This window comes from Bariatricus sp. TF06-38A, from assembly GCF_027690675.1.
GTDB lineage: Bacteria > Bacillota > Clostridia > Lachnospirales > Lachnospiraceae > Allocoprococcus > Allocoprococcus comes.
The window spans coordinates 251,590-267,584 of the sequence record NZ_JAQFCE010000002.1 but is presented as its reverse complement, the minus strand read 5'-3'; the positions used below and the strand labels follow the sequence as shown (position 1 = coordinate 267,584).

The 15,995-nt window shown below is 43.5% G+C and carries 16 protein-coding genes; 2 read left to right on the top strand and 14 right to left on the bottom strand.

The window, feature by feature from the left end:
• Window positions 1-126: 126 nt before the first annotated feature.
• From PG418_RS03475 to PG418_RS03435, 9 genes are all read right to left on the bottom strand, one after another.
• Window positions 127-1,137, bottom strand: coding sequence for a GGGtGRT protein (locus PG418_RS03475; protein WP_008375150.1), 1,011 nt, complete (start codon window positions 1,135-1,137; stop codon window positions 127-129).
• Between the two features lie 60 nt (window positions 1,138-1,197).
• The gene (locus PG418_RS03470; RefSeq protein WP_022220480.1) at window positions 1,198-1,890 is read right to left on the bottom strand and encodes an iron-sulfur cluster assembly scaffold protein; all 693 of its coding nucleotides are present in this window, start codon (window positions 1,888-1,890) and stop codon (window positions 1,198-1,200) included.
• Between the two features lie 99 nt (window positions 1,891-1,989).
• Window positions 1,990-3,465 (bottom strand): GNAT family N-acetyltransferase, encoded by a 1,476-nt coding sequence (locus tag PG418_RS03465; RefSeq protein WP_498837064.1) that lies wholly within the window; start codon window positions 3,463-3,465, stop codon window positions 1,990-1,992.
• Between the two features lie 43 nt (window positions 3,466-3,508).
• A complete protein-coding gene (locus tag PG418_RS03460) occupies window positions 3,509-4,759 on the bottom strand; it encodes a competence/damage-inducible protein A (protein ID WP_498837063.1) in 1,251 nt (416 codons plus the stop codon).
• Window position 4,760: 1 nt separating this feature from the next.
• Window positions 4,761-5,303 (bottom strand): CDP-diacylglycerol--glycerol-3-phosphate 3-phosphatidyltransferase, encoded by a 543-nt coding sequence (pgsA, locus tag PG418_RS03455; RefSeq protein WP_055155589.1) that lies wholly within the window; start codon window positions 5,301-5,303, stop codon window positions 4,761-4,763.
• The gene (rimO, locus tag PG418_RS03450; RefSeq protein WP_498837062.1) at window positions 5,300-6,640 is read right to left on the bottom strand and encodes a 30S ribosomal protein S12 methylthiotransferase RimO; all 1,341 of its coding nucleotides are present in this window, start codon (window positions 6,638-6,640) and stop codon (window positions 5,300-5,302) included. The genes pgsA and rimO overlap by 4 nt, the downstream gene beginning before the upstream one ends.
• A gap of 118 nt (window positions 6,641-6,758) precedes the next feature.
• Window positions 6,759-7,001 (bottom strand): DNA-directed RNA polymerase subunit omega, encoded by a 243-nt coding sequence (gene rpoZ / locus PG418_RS03445; RefSeq protein WP_022220478.1) that lies wholly within the window; start codon window positions 6,999-7,001, stop codon window positions 6,759-6,761.
• Between the two features lie 16 nt (window positions 7,002-7,017).
• Complete coding sequence (gmk, locus tag PG418_RS03440; protein WP_022220477.1) at window positions 7,018-7,641, bottom strand: guanylate kinase; 624 nt, start codon at window positions 7,639-7,641, stop codon at window positions 7,018-7,020.
• A gap of 69 nt (window positions 7,642-7,710) precedes the next feature.
• Complete coding sequence (locus tag PG418_RS03435) at window positions 7,711-8,589, bottom strand: YicC/YloC family endoribonuclease (protein WP_008375132.1); 879 nt, start codon at window positions 8,587-8,589, stop codon at window positions 7,711-7,713.
• 196 nt (window positions 8,590-8,785) lie between these two features.
• Between PG418_RS03435 and PG418_RS03430 the strand changes: the two genes are divergently transcribed.
• The gene (locus PG418_RS03430; protein WP_498837061.1) at window positions 8,786-10,522 is read left to right on the top strand and encodes an Rqc2 family fibronectin-binding protein; all 1,737 of its coding nucleotides are present in this window, start codon (window positions 8,786-8,788) and stop codon (window positions 10,520-10,522) included.
• Between the two features lie 175 nt (window positions 10,523-10,697).
• Here PG418_RS03430 and murI read toward each other — a convergent pair whose 3' ends face one another.
• A complete protein-coding gene (murI, locus tag PG418_RS03425; protein ID WP_498837060.1) occupies window positions 10,698-11,480 on the bottom strand; it encodes a glutamate racemase in 783 nt (260 codons plus the stop codon).
• A gap of 157 nt (window positions 11,481-11,637) precedes the next feature.
• On the bottom strand, window positions 11,638-12,168 hold the full coding sequence (locus tag PG418_RS03420; RefSeq protein ID WP_173686573.1) for a DUF3877 family protein: 531 nt from the start codon (window positions 12,166-12,168) through the stop codon (window positions 11,638-11,640).
• A gap of 214 nt (window positions 12,169-12,382) precedes the next feature.
• On the opposite strand from PG418_RS03420, the gene PG418_RS03415 reads away from it, so the two are divergent.
• Window positions 12,383-13,783, top strand: coding sequence for an aldehyde dehydrogenase (locus PG418_RS03415; RefSeq protein ID WP_498837083.1), 1,401 nt, complete (start codon window positions 12,383-12,385; stop codon window positions 13,781-13,783).
• Window positions 13,784-14,061: 278 nt separating this feature from the next.
• On the opposite strand, the gene PG418_RS03410 is transcribed toward PG418_RS03415, so the two are convergent.
• From PG418_RS03410 to PG418_RS03400, 3 genes are all read right to left on the bottom strand, one after another.
• Window positions 14,062-14,247 (bottom strand): hypothetical protein, encoded by a 186-nt coding sequence (locus tag PG418_RS03410; RefSeq protein WP_498837059.1) that lies wholly within the window; start codon window positions 14,245-14,247, stop codon window positions 14,062-14,064.
• A gap of 105 nt (window positions 14,248-14,352) precedes the next feature.
• Complete coding sequence (locus tag PG418_RS03405; RefSeq protein WP_498837058.1) at window positions 14,353-14,808, bottom strand: VanZ family protein; 456 nt, start codon at window positions 14,806-14,808, stop codon at window positions 14,353-14,355.
• A 727-nt stretch (window positions 14,809-15,535) separates the two neighbouring features.
• A complete protein-coding gene (locus PG418_RS03400; RefSeq protein ID WP_498837057.1) occupies window positions 15,536-15,967 on the bottom strand; it encodes a DUF2752 domain-containing protein in 432 nt (143 codons plus the stop codon).
• Window positions 15,968-15,995: the final 28 nt, after the last annotated feature.

Here is a 15,995-nt window from a genome sequence, read left to right as displayed (position 1 = left end):
TTTTTTTGATATCTAGTGTATCAGTAGGGTGTATCAGTAATGTATCAGTAGTATATCAGTTACCTACTTTTACACACTTTTTACTACTATCTACTGCATTCACAAGCCCTTATTTTACGCGGTTTCTTAGAATTTACCAGCTTTGTGAGCTTCCTCGATACTTACAGCAACAGCGACTGTCATTCCGACCATCGGGTTGTTACCTGCACCGATAAGACCCATCATTTCTACGTGAGCCGGTACAGATGAAGATCCTGCGAACTGTGCATCAGAGTGCATACGTCCGAGTGTATCTGTCATACCGTAAGAAGCCGGTCCTGCTGCCATGTTGTCCGGGTGAAGTGTACGTCCTGTACCACCACCTGAAGCAACTGAGAAGTATTTCTTTCCTGCTTCTACGCATTCTTTCTTGTATGTACCTGCAACCGGATGCTGGAAACGTGTCGGGTTTGTAGAGTTACCTGTGATAGAAACGTCAACGCCTTCTTTCCACATGATAGCTACACCTTCACGTACATCATTTGCACCGTAGCAGTTTACTTTAGAACGGAGTCCGTCAGAGTAAGCGATTCTCTGAACTTCTTTCAGTTCTCCTGTATAATAGTCATAGTCTGTCTGAACATATGTGAATCCGTTAATTCTTGAAATGATCTTTGCAGCATCTTTTCCAAGACCGTTCAGGATAACACGAAGAGGTTTCTGACGAACTTTGTTTGCTTTTTCAGCGATACCGATTGCACCTTCAGCAGCTGCGAATGATTCATGTCCTGCAAGGAAGCAGAAGCAGTCTGTTGTTTCTTCAAGAAGCATCTTTCCAAGGTTACCATGTCCCAGACCTACTTTTCTCTGATCTGCTACAGATCCCGGAATACAGAAAGCCTGAAGTCCTTCTCCGATTGCTGCTGCTGCGTCTGCTGCTCTTGTACATCCTTTTTTGATTGCGATTGCTGCACCTGTGATGTAAGCCCAGCATGCGTTTTCAAAACAGATTGGCTGAATACCTTTGATCTGGTTGTATACATCCAGTCCGGCATCCTTTGTGATCTTTTCAGCTTCTTCGAGTGAAGCAATGCCATAGCTGTTTAAAACTTCATTGATTTTATCAATTCTTCTCTCATATGATTCAAATAAAGCCATTTAATTGTCCTCCTGAAAATATTGTTGCCTATATAACCCGTTAATTACTTATGTATGTAATTAGTTTTTACGCGGATCAATGATCTTAACGGCATCAGCTACACGTCCGTACTGTCCTTTAGCTTTTTCCCAAGCTTCGTTCGGAGTATCGCCTGCTTTGACAAAGTCTGTGAATTTTCCAAGACTTACGAACTGGTATCCGATGATTTCATCATGGTCATCAAGAGCGATTCCTGTTACATAACCTTCTGCCATTTCCAGGTAACGTGGTCCTTTTGCGAGAGTTCCGTACATTGTACCAACCTGTGAACGAAGTCCTTTACCAAGGTCTTCAAGTCCTGCACCGATCGGAAGTCCTTCTTCTGAGAATGCACTCTGAGTTCTTCCGTATACGATCTGTAAGAAAAGTTCTCTCATTGCTGTATTAATTGCATCACAGACAAGGTCTGTGTTAAGTGCTTCCAAAATAGTCTTTCCTGGAAGAATTTCTGAAGCCATAGCTGCGGAATGAGTCATTCCTGAACATCCGATAGTCTCCACAAGTGCTTCCTGAATAATACCATCTTTAACGTTCAAAGTAAGTTTGCATGCACCCTGCTGTGGAGCACACCAGCCGACACCATGTGTAAGACCGGAAATATCTTTGATTTCTTTAGCCTTTACCCATTTTGCTTCTTCCGGAATTGGAGCTGGTCCGTGGTTTGCACCCTGAGCTACCGGACACATCATTTCTACTTCATGTGAATAAATCATGTTAAAACTCCTTTCAAATACATCTGTTTTTCTTTTATAAGGCGTTTGTGATTGTTTTAACACCATATGTATTTATTTTCGCACAATTTTCGACATTCGTCAATTGTTACTTTGTACAAGATTCCAGAACTCACTATCTGTTTTATATTCAATTATTTCTTTCATAGTAAACGGCGCTGTGATCCATCCACTCTCCGCAGATGATTTTTTCCCATCTCCCGGGTAATGGTAAGTAATTCCGATCTCAATTCCATCCTTATCTACAAAGAATGCATCAAAGTACCGGTTCTCCAGGATTTCCCCATTTAAAATCTGTCGGAAATCATTTAATTTCACATTGCTTAACACCTCTGCCGATGGTGTTTCACCCTTCATCTTTTTCATCCAATCGTGCATAAATGCATCGCTTAGATCCACGATATCTGCCACTTCAAACTGCTTTGCGTCAGAAATACGGATGTTGCGGGTACGGAGGTCACAATACTGCGCAGAAGTATTTCCTGCATAATAAATATCATTGAATGCTACGCTGATAAAATCTTCTCCTGCATAAGAAACCTTGTACGTTACAAGACTTCCCAAAAACGGGTTCGATTCCTCCAACATTTTCTCTTTCATAGAATCACTCGGAGCCAGATATAAGGTATTGACCGTACTCATCGCACAGTCCTTCAGCATTTCATTGACCTTGTCAATATTTTCACCTTCCACACCTGTGATCTGCGGATATTTGACATCAAACTGCATCGGATATTCGCCTTTATTTCCATTGGAAAAATAAGTGTAATTTTCCTCCGTGATCGTATACGGCAGATTTTCTGCCTCGTAGCCTTCAATTGCCTCGATTCCCTGTGCTTCTTCAGAACTGCTGTCCTTATTATCCTCTTCATTTCCATTACTGCCAAAGATATCGTCAATTTCTCCGTCCTCATCCGGGTTATATTCAAAAATCTGTGACGAATCCTCCTGTTTTCCTTCACCACTCGCAAAATTGCTGATGATTTTTCCGAAAAGCAGTCCCAGGAATATCAGAAAAATAAGTACGGTAACTGCGATCCCGATAAAAAGTCCCGTATGTTTCTTTCCATTATAGGAAGATCTTACATTTGCCGGTGATATCATCAAATCCATCGGAACAAAACGGATCCCGTTCTTTTCCTGAACCGGTGCCAGATCCCGGAATCCCATATGGTGATAAGCTTCCGTACTCACAACCGATGCATTGACCGTCATACGCATCAGAGCAAACTGCATCGTACAGTATCTGCACATTTCACCAACAAGAGCCTTCGCAATCCCTTTTCTCCGCAAATCCGGGCGGACAAACAGAAGGGAAATATGTCCATCCCTCCGCACGGCTCCGACACCGCCAAGATCCTGTCCTTCTACCGCGCCAAAGACGATCATCTCTCCGCTTTCGACAAGAGGCATAAAATTCTCCATCTTGATAAAACGGGCAAATTCCTCGATTCCCTGCTGTGTACAGGAATTGGCGTTTTCTCTGATAAATACATCCCATACCAGATGCAGACCTTCCACAACCTCCTGACTGCTATATAGTCTTTTTATGATCATTTTTCTGTACCTCATCTTTTCCAGAATGAACTGGTTTTCTCTCTTACGCCCTCTTTAAAAGTTCTTCCCGCAAGAGCGTGATCGCACGCGCAACCGCATAGTCCCGGTTCTTCTCACGATTGCCGGTAAAACGGTACTCTCTTACCGTTACCTCTCCTTTTACCGCACATCCGATATACACAAGTCCGACCGGTTTTTCCGCTGTACCGCCGCCAGGTCCTGCGATTCCGGTTACACTAAGTGCCGCATCCGCACTTGCCGCCTTTGCTGCCCCAAGTGCCATCTCCGCTGCTGTCTGTTCACTAACTGCCCCGTAGGTTTCCAGTGTCTCATGCTTCACACCAAGGATCTTTTCCTTCGATGCATTCGCATAAGTAATATATCCTTCATTGTACACGCCGGAAGCTCCTGCCACATTCAGAAGTCTGCCGGAAAGCTTTCCGCCTGTACAGGATTCTGCCGTTGTCACAGTCATCTTCTTCTCTTCCAGAAGACGGATCACTGACTCTTCCAGTGTCACATTCTCTTCGGTCGTATAAACAGCATCACCAAAACGCATCTTCATCTCTTCGATCATCGGCTCCATCAGTTTTTCTGCCGCTTCTTCAGAGCAGGCTCTTGCAGTCACACGAAAATGTACCTCTCCTGTCTTTGCATAAGGCGCAAGCGTCGGATTGGTCTGTGCATCCATCAGATCCGCAACCATGGTCTCTGCCCTGCTTTCCCCGATCCCGCACACTTTTACCATATGGGAATAGATTCCCTCCGGCTGCTTTTTATTGAGGTACGGTGCAATGTCGTGTTCAAACATCGGCTTCATCTCATTCGGAGGACCAGGGATCAGGATCGCTGCTTTGCCGCGCTCTTTATCCTCCAGGATCAGTCCAGGTGCCGTTCCGTTCAGATTATCGATCACGATCGCGCCTTCCGGAACCAACGCCTGCTTCCAGTTATTTTCCGTTACTTTTTTACTCTTTATCTTTTCAAAATAATCCTGGATCCGTGCTTTGGAACGTTCATCCATATAAAGTTTTCTGCCAAATACCTTTGCAGTTACTTCTTTTGTCAGATCATCCTTGGTAGGGCCAAGTCCCCCTGTCAGAATTACGATATCAGCGCGCTCTATTGCCTGGCGGATTGCTTCTTCCATACGCTCTTCATTGTCACCGACAACAGTCTGGTGATATAAAGAACAACCTAGCAGAGCACATTTCTCTGCTAGGTATGCTGCGTTTGTATTCACAATGTTGCCAAGTAAAATTTCAGTGCCGACAGAAATCAGCTCTACAACCATTTTACATGCCTCCCTGTGTTAATACCTGTTTGTTCTTTGCAATATAATCGATCAGTGAAACGACGGTCAGGAGCAGTGCTACCCATGTAAGGACTGTTCCTACAACATTCCACACACCGCCCAGATCCATGATCAGCACAATGATCAGTGCCATCTGTGATACGGTTTTGAATTTGCCCCAGTAGCTTGCCGCAATGACGATTCCATTGTCAGAAGCAACCAGACGGAATCCGCTGATGATAAATTCTCTGGCAATGATCACCAGAACAACAATGACATTCAGTCGGTTCATAGATGTCAGACAGATCAGCGCGGTACATACCAGCAGCTTGTCTGCAAGCGGATCCATAAATTTACCGAAGTTCGTTACCAGGTTGTACTTTCTGGCGATTTTCCCATCCAGCATATCCGTCAGGCTGGCAACACAGAAGATCACAAGTGCGATCCACTTATCTGCTGCTCCGGTAATATCAAATAACATAAACACTACAAAAAACGGAATTAAAATCACTCGTAAAATCGTTAACTTATTTGGTAAATTCATAATAACTCTCCTATCAAATCATAATCTGCTGATCCGGTCACTTTTACCTTTGCAAAATCTCCCGACATCAGTTCTTCCGATGTGTTCACAAAAATAAGTCCGTCTACATTCGGCGCATCCCGGTAGGTTCTTCCCACATAGGCATTCTCATCTGCTACCTTGCCTTCGATCATCACAAGCAGCTCTTCCCCAATCCGGTCTTCTGCCTGGTCAAATACGATATCCTGTTGAAGTTCCATGAGATCTGCCTGACGTTCCTCTTTGACTTCTTCCGGGATCTGATCCGGCATAGATGCTGCAGGAGTATCCTCTTCCGGTGAGTAGGTAAATACGCCAAGTCTGTCGAATTCCATCTGATCCACAAAATCCATCAGCTCTTCATGCTGTTCCTGTGTCTCTCCCGGGAATCCAGTGATCAAAGTTGTGCGAAGTGCGATATCCGGAATCTCACGTCGAAGCTTCTCAATGGTCTCGATGAGCTGCGCTCTGGAAGTCCGTCTTCCCATTCTCTTCAGGATACCATCGCTTGCATGCTGGATCGGGAGATCCAGATAATGGCAGATCTTTGGTTCCTCCTTGATCACCTGAATCAGCTCATCCGTGATTTCCTCCGGATAGCAGTATAAAATACGGATCCAGCGAAGTCCGCTGATCTTGCAAAGCGCTCTCAAAAGCTGTGGAAGCCGCTTCTCCCCGTACAGATCGGTTCCGTACATGGTGGTCTCCTGTGCTACCAGGATCAGCTCCTTCACCCCTCCGTCTACCAGATTCTGCGCTTCCTCCAACAGATGCTCCATCGGCACACTCCGAAAATCTCCTCGTACCTTCGGGATAATACAGTAAGTACAGTGCTTGTCACAGCCTTCTGCAATCTTCAGATAAGCGAAATGTCCGCCGGTCGTCACCATACGGTGCGTGTCTGTCACCGGGAGATAATCCACATCCTTCATAGTCAGGCGCACATCTCCGCGCTCCATCGGACTGTCGCTTAAAACTCCATCGATCACGTGCGCGATCTCTTCATAAGAAGTCGTTCCGAGAACCGCATCAACCTCCGGGATTTCCTGAATGATCTCTTCTTTGTATCTCTGTGCAAGACAGCCTGTTACGATCAGGGCTTTTAATCTACCGGTCTTCTTCAGATCTGCCATCTCAAGAATATTCTGGATACTCTCTTCCTTTGCGTCATGGATAAAGCAGCAGGTGTTAATGATAATGACATCTGCCATTGTCTCATCGTCCACCATCTGATGACCGTCCTTTGCAAGAATCCCAAGCATGACCTCCGAATCCACAAGGTTCTTGTCACAGCCTAATGAAATGAATAATATATTCATAAAATAAATTTCTCCTCAAGCATAATTTCTGGGCGGCAGGGAAAATCATCTTCACCGGAAAATAAAATTCCCTATCATAAGAATACCCCGCAGACAGCTGCAGGGTATCGAACTTCTTTTATTTATCTGCATCTTCTGCAATAATTTTGATCTTTCCACTGTTCAGCTCATCAATTGCAATAGAAAGCGGCTTTTCGCCGTCCTTAACAGGAACAAGCGGCATCTCGCCGTCAATGATCTGTCTCGCTCTCTTTGCTGTTGCAAGAACGATAGAATAACGGCTGTTGACAATCTTAGTTGCGCCTTCTTCCACGTCCTGATTTACTACTTTCATCAAATCGGTATATGATGGATGTAACATAAATTCTGCTCCTTTCCTACAGTTCCTTCAGTTCTTTTCTGATATCATCTATAAAGTCAGCATTCCGGCTTACCCGGTCATGCTCACCCTGAATAATGCTGTGCATCTCTTTTGCGCAGCGCTCCAGGTCATCATTGATCACAAGATAATCGTACTTCTCTACGCCCTGTGATTCTTCTACTGCCCGCTTCATTCTCGAATCGATCACTTCTGCGGTCTCGGTTCCCCGTCCTACCAGTCTGTCTTTCAGTACCTGCGCACTCGGCGGAGTCACGAACATCAGCAGGGTATCCGGATACTTCTCTTTCACTTTCAACGCACCCTGGATCTCAATCTCAAGGATCACATCCTTGCCTGCCTCTAACTGCTCCATAACATACTGCTTCGGAGTTCCATAGTAATTTTCTACATATCTAGCATACTCTATAAGCTCATCACGCGCAATCATTTTTTCAAATTCTTCTTTGGTTCTGAAAAAATACTCTCTTCCATCTTCTTCCCCAACACGAGGCTGTCGCGTGGTTGCAGAGATCGATAATGCATAATTATCATAGTCCTGCATCAGCTTTTTCATCAGTGTTCCCTTACCGGCTCCGGAAAATCCGGATACTACAATAAGGATTCCTTTTTTTTCTCTCATAATCAGTTCTCCTGCATACTCAGACATTGAAATGTTATTTTAACACATCTTTTTACATTTTTCAAAGCTTTATTCAATATTTTGAATCTGCTCACGGACTTTTTCAATCTCAGTCTTCAGATCGATCGCATAATTGGATACTTCCAGATCATTTGCCTTGGATAAGATCGTGTTCGCCTCACGGTTCATCTCCTGCGCAATGAAATCAAGCTTGCGTCCGATTCCCTCTGTCTGTTCCAGAGTTTCCTTCATATGCTTGATATGGCTTTTCAGCCTTACCACTTCTTCATCTGTACAGATCTTGTCAGAGAAGATCACAACCTCAGCCGCGATCCGTCCTTCGTCAATCTGGGTGTCCCCAAGAAGCTCCTTCACTTTCGTTTCCAGCTTCTCTCGGTATTCAGCAACGATCTGCGGAGATCGCTCTTCAACCCTGGCAACAACTTCCAGCATTCCATCCAGCTTGCCAATGATATCCTTTTTCAGGTTCTCACCTTCTGTAGTCTTGGTCTGTACAAACTGTTCGCATGCGCCTTTCATTGCTTTTTCAAGACCACTCCACAGTTCTTCCTCATCCACAGACTGTTCTTCCATCGTAAGGACTTCCGGGCAGCGTGCAAGTGTAGATACCCGCACATCATTGTCAAGCCCAAACTGTTCTTCCATCTGCTTAAAGCTTGCCATATATTCTTCTGCCAGCTTCTGATTATATTTCAAAGTCATCTGGCTTTCTGTCATATCTTCATACCCGATGAAAATATCAATCTTTCCTCTCTGCACATACTGCTTGAGCAAGTTGCGGATCGCGGACTCAAAGAAGTTAAGCTTTTTTGGCATACGGATATTCACATCCAGGTAACGGTGATTAACCCCCTTCATCTCTACGGTAAATTTGCGGTCTGCTTCGGCGATCTCACACCGTCCAAAGCCTGTCATACTTTTTATCATTTGATTTTCCCTCTTCTTACTGACCTTTTAAGGGCCGTTTTACTATCGATTATTATAGTTCATTTACACTTACTCGTCAACCGGGTGACAGGGCATTTTCACTTGTCTATGCATGCCTCTCTATGCTATAATGAGCCCATTGAAAAAAGAATGTGCCCTGGCATATTCCCGGATAAATATGAGGTGAATTTTTAAAATGGCTTTTGATGGAATTACAATCGCAAATATCGTAAAAGAATTAAATGATACCATCCTGAACGGGCGGATCGCCAAGATCGCACAGCCGGAAAATGATGAACTGCTTCTCACGATCAAACCTGCAAAAGGACAGGTAAGACTGGTCATCTCCGCAAGTGCATCCCTGCCGCTGATCTATCTGTCCAGAGATAACAAACCAAGTCCGATGACTGCGCCGAATTTCTGTATGCTTCTGAGAAAACATATTGCAAATGGCCGCATCGTAGGCATTTTTCAGCCTTCCCTGGAGCGGATCATCCGCTTCGAGATCGAGCACCTAGATGAACTTGGAGATCTGTGCCGCAAATCCCTGATCGTTGAGATCATGGGCAAGCACAGCAATATTATTTTCTGTAATGAAAAAGGAATGATCATCGACAGTATCAAGCATGTTTCCGCGCAGATGAGTTCTGTGCGTGAGGTTCTTCCGGGAAGAGAATATTTTATCCCGGATACTATGAAAAAAGAGAATCCACTTGGCATACCGGAGGAAAATTTCACACAGGAACTTCTCTCCAAACCAATGCCGGTCGGAAAAGCGATCTACAACAGTTTTACCGGAATCAGTCCGGTTGTCGCCGAAGAGATCTGCTATCTGGCAGGAATCGACTCTTCTGTTCCGGCATCGGAGATGTCCGGTGATCTGCTGGCGCATCTGTACCGGCAGTTTACCTATTTTATGGAGCAGGTGACAGAAAGCAAATTCTCTCCTGCTATTTATTACGATGGAAATGAGCCGAAAGAGTTCTCATCTCTTCTGCTCACCCACTTTTCCAGCTATCAGGTAAAATCTTATGATTCGATTTCCGAAGTGATCCGGACTTATTATTCTTCCCGTGATCTGATCACCCGGATCCGCCAGAAATCTTCGGATCTGCGCCGTGTGGTTCAGACAGCACTGGAACGTAACCGCAAGAAATACGACCTGCAGTTAAAGCAGCTTCGCGATACGGAAAGCCGCGATAAATACAAGGTATACGGAGAACTGATCCACACCTACGGTTACAATCTCGAAGAAGGTGCAAAAGAACTGGAAGCACTCAATTATTATACTAACGAAATGATCAAAATTCCGCTGGATCCGCAAAAAACACCGCAGGAAAATGCAAAGAAATATTTTGACCGGTATAATAAACAGAAACGTACTTTCGAGGCTCTTTCAGAACTGATCAAAGAAACGAAAGATGAGATTGATTATCTGGAGTCCGTCAGCAAATCCCTGGATATTGCACGAAGCGAGGATGACCTGATCCAGATCAAGGAAGAACTGATCGAAAGTGGATTTATCCGCAGAAAGCAGTCTGCCAAAAAGGTGAAGATTACAAGCAAACCGTTCCACTATATTTCTTCAGACGGTTTCCATATGTATGTTGGAAAAAATAATCTTCAGAACGAAGAACTCACCTTCCATTTTGCAAATGGCGGGGACTGGTGGTTCCATGCGAAAAAGGCACCGGGTTCCCATGTCATCGTGAAGACGAACGGGGAAGAACTTCCGGACCGGACCTTTGAAGAGGCAGCCAGACTTGCTGCGCATTACTCGAAGAATTCCGGGGCTGAAAAGGTGGAGGTTGACTATGTAGAGAAAAAGCAGGTTAAAAAACCCAATGGAAGCAAGCCTGGGTTTGTCGTGTATTATACCAATTATTCGATGATGATAGATAGTGATATTTCTGGGATTCAGGAAGTACAATAAGATAGGTTGTGACACCACCAGAGAAGAATAAAATCCACCCCATTCCAAGTTGTGCAAAGCATTCCGATGAGCCTCTTAGGGCGAGAATCGTGTTCAGCAAAGGCTTCCACGATTCTTAAGTCTCATCTCCATTGCACAAGATAGGAATGGGGTGGATTTTATTCGATATCAGTATTTACTTGATCTCATATACTTTATCTAACTGCGTCATACATGCCTGGATTTTCTTTATGCCCTCAGCGTCGGCTGGGGTTCCGGAGAAGTAGTAGGTGACTTTGCCTGGGGTACCTGGTCTGGTTTGTTCGGGGAGAACTCTTTTTAGCTGGCGGAGGGTGCCTTCGTTGCCGTCTACGAAATGGATTTCTCCCGGGAAGATTTTGCGGAAGGATTGTTTGAAGTAGTTGAAGTGAGTACAGCCAAGTACGACTGCAGCATACTGGTTGAGTGTATAGCTCTGAAGGCTGTTTTTCAGGTATTCATCTACTTCCGGGTCCTGGAATCTTCCGGCTTCGGCAAAGCGGACCAGTTTTGGAAGTGGCGCAAGGTCTACTTCGTGTTCGGTATCTACTTTTTCCAGAAGGCTGTGTAATTTTTCTCCGGCTATCGTAACCGGTGTTGCTGTTACCAGGATCCGTTTCTGCATATCCTGATAGAGCTTGAGCGCGCGCTTGACTGCCGGTTCCATACCGACGATCGGTACGGCAAATTCGCCTCTGAATTCTTTCGTTGCCACGCTGGTTGCCGTATTACAGGCGATTACGATTGCATCAACCTCCTTCGCGATCAGGAAATTCAGAACCTCTTCTACATATCCTTTGATCTGTTCCCTCGTCTTTTCTCCGTATGGAACATGCTTTGTATCCGCATAATATATAAATTCTGCTTCCGGCATCTTTTTCAGTGCGCGGTGAAGCACAGAAAGTCCGCCGATCCCTGAATCATATATTCCGATTTTCATTGGTGTTACCTCGATTTCTTATTTTCTTATCTGGTTTAAAGCCAAAATCTGTATCTATTTTTATTCAATTTAATGATGTGAGTGTCAAAAGTAAATTTTGCCACTCACTGATGTAACCGGATTGCTCCATTGCTATGCAATTCCCGCAATGTTCGATTTAAAAGTCAAAATCTGCATAATCTTCCGGCAGGAAACGATGATAAATAATATGGCATCCTTCATCTTTAAAGCAATAATAATACTTGTCTTCTCCCTCTTCAAACCGGATCATCCGGTCAAATTCTCCATTATCCATAGGTTCTGCCACGATCTTGTCTGAATGAGAACGGAACAATACTTCGATATCTTCCATCGTGCAGCCATGCTTTGCGACAAGTTCCACCAGCTCTTTGATAAATTCATTCGGTTTCATATTTTCATGCACATATTCCGATGCTTTTTCCGATAAAGCAAAGCAAAAACGGTCCTTTGCATGTGTAATCCCGACTTCCCCGAAAATATCTTCTGCTGCTTTCGGAAAATCTGCAAGGAGCTCCTGCATTTCTTCCGAATCTGCATTCGTCTCCATAAAATGATTCAGTGAACTGAGCGGATAATAAAGCCGGATCATCTCTTTCCGATATCCGAGCTTTGCCTGCTCTTCCTTTACCAGATCGATTAAACTCTTTTCCAAACGCTCGTATCCCATATATATTAAAACTCCTGTCTTGATAAAATTATGTAAGTCTGCTGCTGCAAACAAAAATATTTTATCACATTCTTTCCATTTTCGCCACTCACACCGTTGAAGAATTCCCTTATTTTCGTTATCATAAAAGAAATATACATTATTTTCAGTATAAAAGACTCTTCAAGAATATAAACACAATTTGGAAAACAGGAATCGAAACTTAAATATCCAGATACCTGGGAGGTTAAAACACATGGATGAACAGACAATCAGACAGCGGATTTCCACGCAGCGTGATTTTTTTGCAACCGGCGCAACACTTCCGCTTTCTTTTCGATTAAAACAATTAGAACAGCTAAAACTTGCACTCAAACACCATGAACAAGATCTGTACACAGCACTAAAAGCGGATCTTGGAAAAAGCCGGATGGAAAGCTATATGTGCGAAATCGGTCTGACGCTTTCCGAGCTTACCTGGATGCAAAAGCATTTACCAAAGCTGATGCGCTGTAAAACCGTCCCTACTCCGCTGGCACACTTCGCCGCCAAAAGCTTTCAATCGCCATCCCCCTACGGAACCGTACTGATCATGAGTCCCTGGAATTACCCGGTACTCCTCACTTTAGAACCGCTGATCGATGCGCTCGCCGCCGGAAATACCGTCATCCTGAAACCAAGCGCTTACGCTCCACACACCAGTCAGATTCTGAGTCAGCTTCTCAAGGAATGCTATCCACCGGAATATGTAACGATGATCACCGGAGGCCGGGAAGAAAATCAGGCGCTCTTAAACCAGCATTTTGACAAAATCTTTTTCACCGGAGGAAAAACGGTTGGAAAAGAAGTCCTTCGTCATGCTGCCGAATACCTGACTCCCGTCACTCTGGAGCTTGGTGGGAAAAGCCCGTGCATCGTGGATTCCACGGCGAAAATTTCTCTCACCGCAAGACGGATCGTATTCGGAAAATATCTCAACTGCGGACAGACCTGCGTTGCCCCGGATTATGTCCTCTGCGATGCTTCTGTTCGAAACCAGCTGCTTCAGGCACTGGAAAAAGAAATCCACCGGCAGTTTGGCAAACAGCCTCTTCAAAATCCGGATTATGGGAAAATCATCAACGAAAAACATTTTCACCGGCTGCAGAACCTGATTGCTGCCGATAAACTGGTCTGTGGAGGTGAGTCCGATCCATCTGCCCTACGCATTGCCCCGACCATCCTAAAAGATGTCACCTGGGACGATCCGGTCATGGGCGAAGAAATTTTCGGACCGATTCTTCCGGTACTTACCTATTCTGACCTGAATGATGCAATCCGGCAGGTCGAATCCCATCCACACCCGCTTGCACTCTATCTTTTCACCGAAGATCCTGCTGCCAAAAAGAAAGTCCTTGCCAGATGCCATTTTGGCGGCGGCTGCATCAACGATACCATCATCCACCTCGCCACCAGCCAGATGCCGTTCGGCGGTGTCGGAGAAAGCGGCATGGGATGCTATCATGGAAAAGAAGGATTTGAATGCTTCACACATCAGAGAAGCATAGTCGATAAGAAAACCTGGATGGATCTGCCGATCCGGTATCAGAAGTACCGGTTCTGGAAAGAAAAAATGCTGAGAGGCTTCCTGCGCTAGGATTAGCGCGGGAAGATCTTCCCAGCAGATATAACATCACGAACTTCCCTTCTCATACTTCTCAATCAGACACTGATGTTCTTTGCTGTTTTTATCATTTAAATTCTTCGATTAAATTGCACGGAAAGCATTCTGCACATCCTTCATCTTCCAACAAAAAATCTACTATTTTCTTTGCAAGCCTTCTTCCTCGCTCACTATGAAATACTCTGAATAGCATGTCCAGAGTCTCTTGCAACCCGCACTCAGATATCTGACTAGAAGTGCACTTGAATTTGTTATAAAAACCAGTTCATCAGCATTTTATATTCGATGCTTCCCACTTTTGCATCCGCAGAAATTTCTGCTGCTTTCTTTCCAGAACATCCTGCAAGCAAAGCTACTAACATTCCAAAAATGATCCATTTTTCTGTTCTCATCTGATCTCCATTTCTTTTCGCTGTATTTTCCGGCACATCTATCACATCAAAAGGGCTCCTCATCATAAATATCTGCCGCAATTATCCAGAATGCTCTGTACTCCCCGCAAATCGAATATTGAAATTCCAGGAAATTATTTCTGGATAATATCAGCACTTTTCACTCAGACATGTTCTGAGACACTTGCATACGATCTTCCATATCGCCCATCCGATAAACATCCCAACTGTATTTGTTACCACATCATCCAATTGTAAATATCCTCTCTGCGTAATATGCTGTGTGATCTCTATACCACAGGAACATAAAAAACCAATCAGCACACATTTCCAACCGCTTCTGACTTGTTTAAAAACTATTGGTAACAATACACCAAAAGGAATAAACATAATAATATTCTCAATAAACATAGCATGCATATGGAAAGAATGTCCCCATGTTTCAAATAACACTAAACTAATTTCTTTCCTGCTCCCCGCTTCTCTTGAAAAAAAGACAGTCTGAAAGGTAACAATAATATAGGCAATAAATAGTATCCAAGCAATTCTATATTTTTTATTAATTCCATTATCCTTTTCCTGCTTTTGAGAACCTTTCTTATACACTCAACTAATAAAAAGTACAAGACAAGCACTAAAAATGATTGCCGGAATCAGCCACATTACTGGTTGATTAAAATCTTGAATTATTATTTTTTTGTACAACTTGATTTTTAATCACCTTCCTTTTTAGTATCATATCAAATCAATTATTTCAGATATTTTTATTCTTTCTTCCTTCAACAGGCTCACTTCAATTACAACAATGGTATCGCATACTTTTTCATTTTGTGCCTCCAAACGATTTTACCACTTATCCAAGATTGTTTTCAATATTATCTTTTAGTAATAATTATATCCTAAAATAAATTTCTAAATTCCACCTCTTCGTCTCGGAATGAATGACTCATCCTTGTCCACAGCTTTGTTCTTATATTTTCTGATGCTTCTTCTGTTTTTTATTGCTTCGATCATTTTTCCTCATATTCTCCTTAACCTCGTCCGGTACATCGATCAGACCGAACCGGTAGAACATTCCGTATATGATTAGGGTGTCAAAATAGAAAAAAAGTTGCGATATTTTGATAAAGTTTTACAGTTAAAGCACCTAAATCCGTTATGCCTAACTTGACGAAATATGTCAAAAATGATAACATTATTTATGTTATAGAAAAATACTGGGTAAAAAAAGTCGCTTAAGTAGAAGATAAGCGACTTTTGTTTTTATGATTAATCCAAAAAAGTGCCGCTCCATCATCGTTTTGATGACTTCGCGGCACTTTTATATACTCTACTATAAATAATTTCTTCCACTTCTAATTATCTCCCACACCCGGTGTCCCACGCTTCCATAGTAATAACTCATCGGAGCATCTCCCGGAAAATACCTTACCATTCGGTACACATAATATAGAATCAGTCCTACGCACAGAAGAATCACCCATTTTCCAAGACTCTTCGTTTCTTTTCTCTGTATGTATCTCCGCATGCCAAACCATCCCACCAGAATAATCACACCATAAATAAACGGATGCATTTTCCATGCCCCGGCAAAGTCCCCTCGCAGCACCATAAACATCGCTCTTGTAAGCCCGCATCCCGGACAAGGAAATCCCGTCATGATCACCATTGGACACAGACTGTATAAAAACTTTCTTCCTATAACAAAATAAATTGCAAATACAAGAATCGCAATGCGGATATTCCATAAGTCCTGTAAAAGCATCTTTATTCCTGCTATTAATCTATTTTTC

What these genes read in the sequence shown, in the direction of transcription:
- rpoZ (WP_022220478.1), bottom strand. Translation starts at nt 7,001, where the DNA reads ATGTTACATCCATCATATACCGATTTGATGAAAGTAGTAAATCAGGAC.
- rimO (WP_498837062.1), bottom strand. Translation starts at nt 6,640, where the DNA reads ATGAATATATTATTCATTTCATTAGGCTGTGACAAGAACCTTGTGGAT.
- PG418_RS03475 (WP_008375150.1), bottom strand. Translation starts at nt 1,137, where the DNA reads ATGGCTTTATTTGAATCATATGAGAGAAGAATTGATAAAATCAATGAA.
- murI (WP_498837060.1), bottom strand. Translation starts at nt 11,480, where the DNA reads ATGAAAATCGGAATATATGATTCAGGGATCGGCGGACTTTCTGTGCTT.
- PG418_RS03430 (WP_498837061.1), top strand. Translation starts at nt 8,786, where the DNA reads ATGGCTTTTGATGGAATTACAATCGCAAATATCGTAAAAGAATTAAAT.
- PG418_RS03470 (WP_022220480.1), bottom strand. Translation starts at nt 1,890, where the DNA reads ATGATTTATTCACATGAAGTAGAAATGATGTGTCCGGTAGCTCAGGGT.
- PG418_RS03420 (WP_173686573.1), bottom strand. Translation starts at nt 12,168, where the DNA reads ATGGGATACGAGCGTTTGGAAAAGAGTTTAATCGATCTGGTAAAGGAA.
- PG418_RS03435 (WP_008375132.1), bottom strand. Translation starts at nt 8,589, where the DNA reads ATGATAAAAAGTATGACAGGCTTTGGACGGTGTGAGATCGCCGAAGCA.
- PG418_RS03460 (WP_498837063.1), bottom strand. Translation starts at nt 4,759, where the DNA reads ATGGTTGTAGAGCTGATTTCTGTCGGCACTGAAATTTTACTTGGCAAC.
- pgsA (WP_055155589.1), bottom strand. Translation starts at nt 5,303, where the DNA reads ATGAATTTACCAAATAAGTTAACGATTTTACGAGTGATTTTAATTCCG.
- gmk (WP_022220477.1), bottom strand. Translation starts at nt 7,641, where the DNA reads ATGAGAGAAAAAAAAGGAATCCTTATTGTAGTATCCGGATTTTCCGGA.
- PG418_RS03400 (WP_498837057.1), bottom strand. Translation starts at nt 15,967, where the DNA reads ATGCTTTTACAGGACTTATGGAATATCCGCATTGCGATTCTTGTATTT.
- PG418_RS03465 (WP_498837064.1), bottom strand. Translation starts at nt 3,465, where the DNA reads ATGATCATAAAAAGACTATATAGCAGTCAGGAGGTTGTGGAAGGTCTG.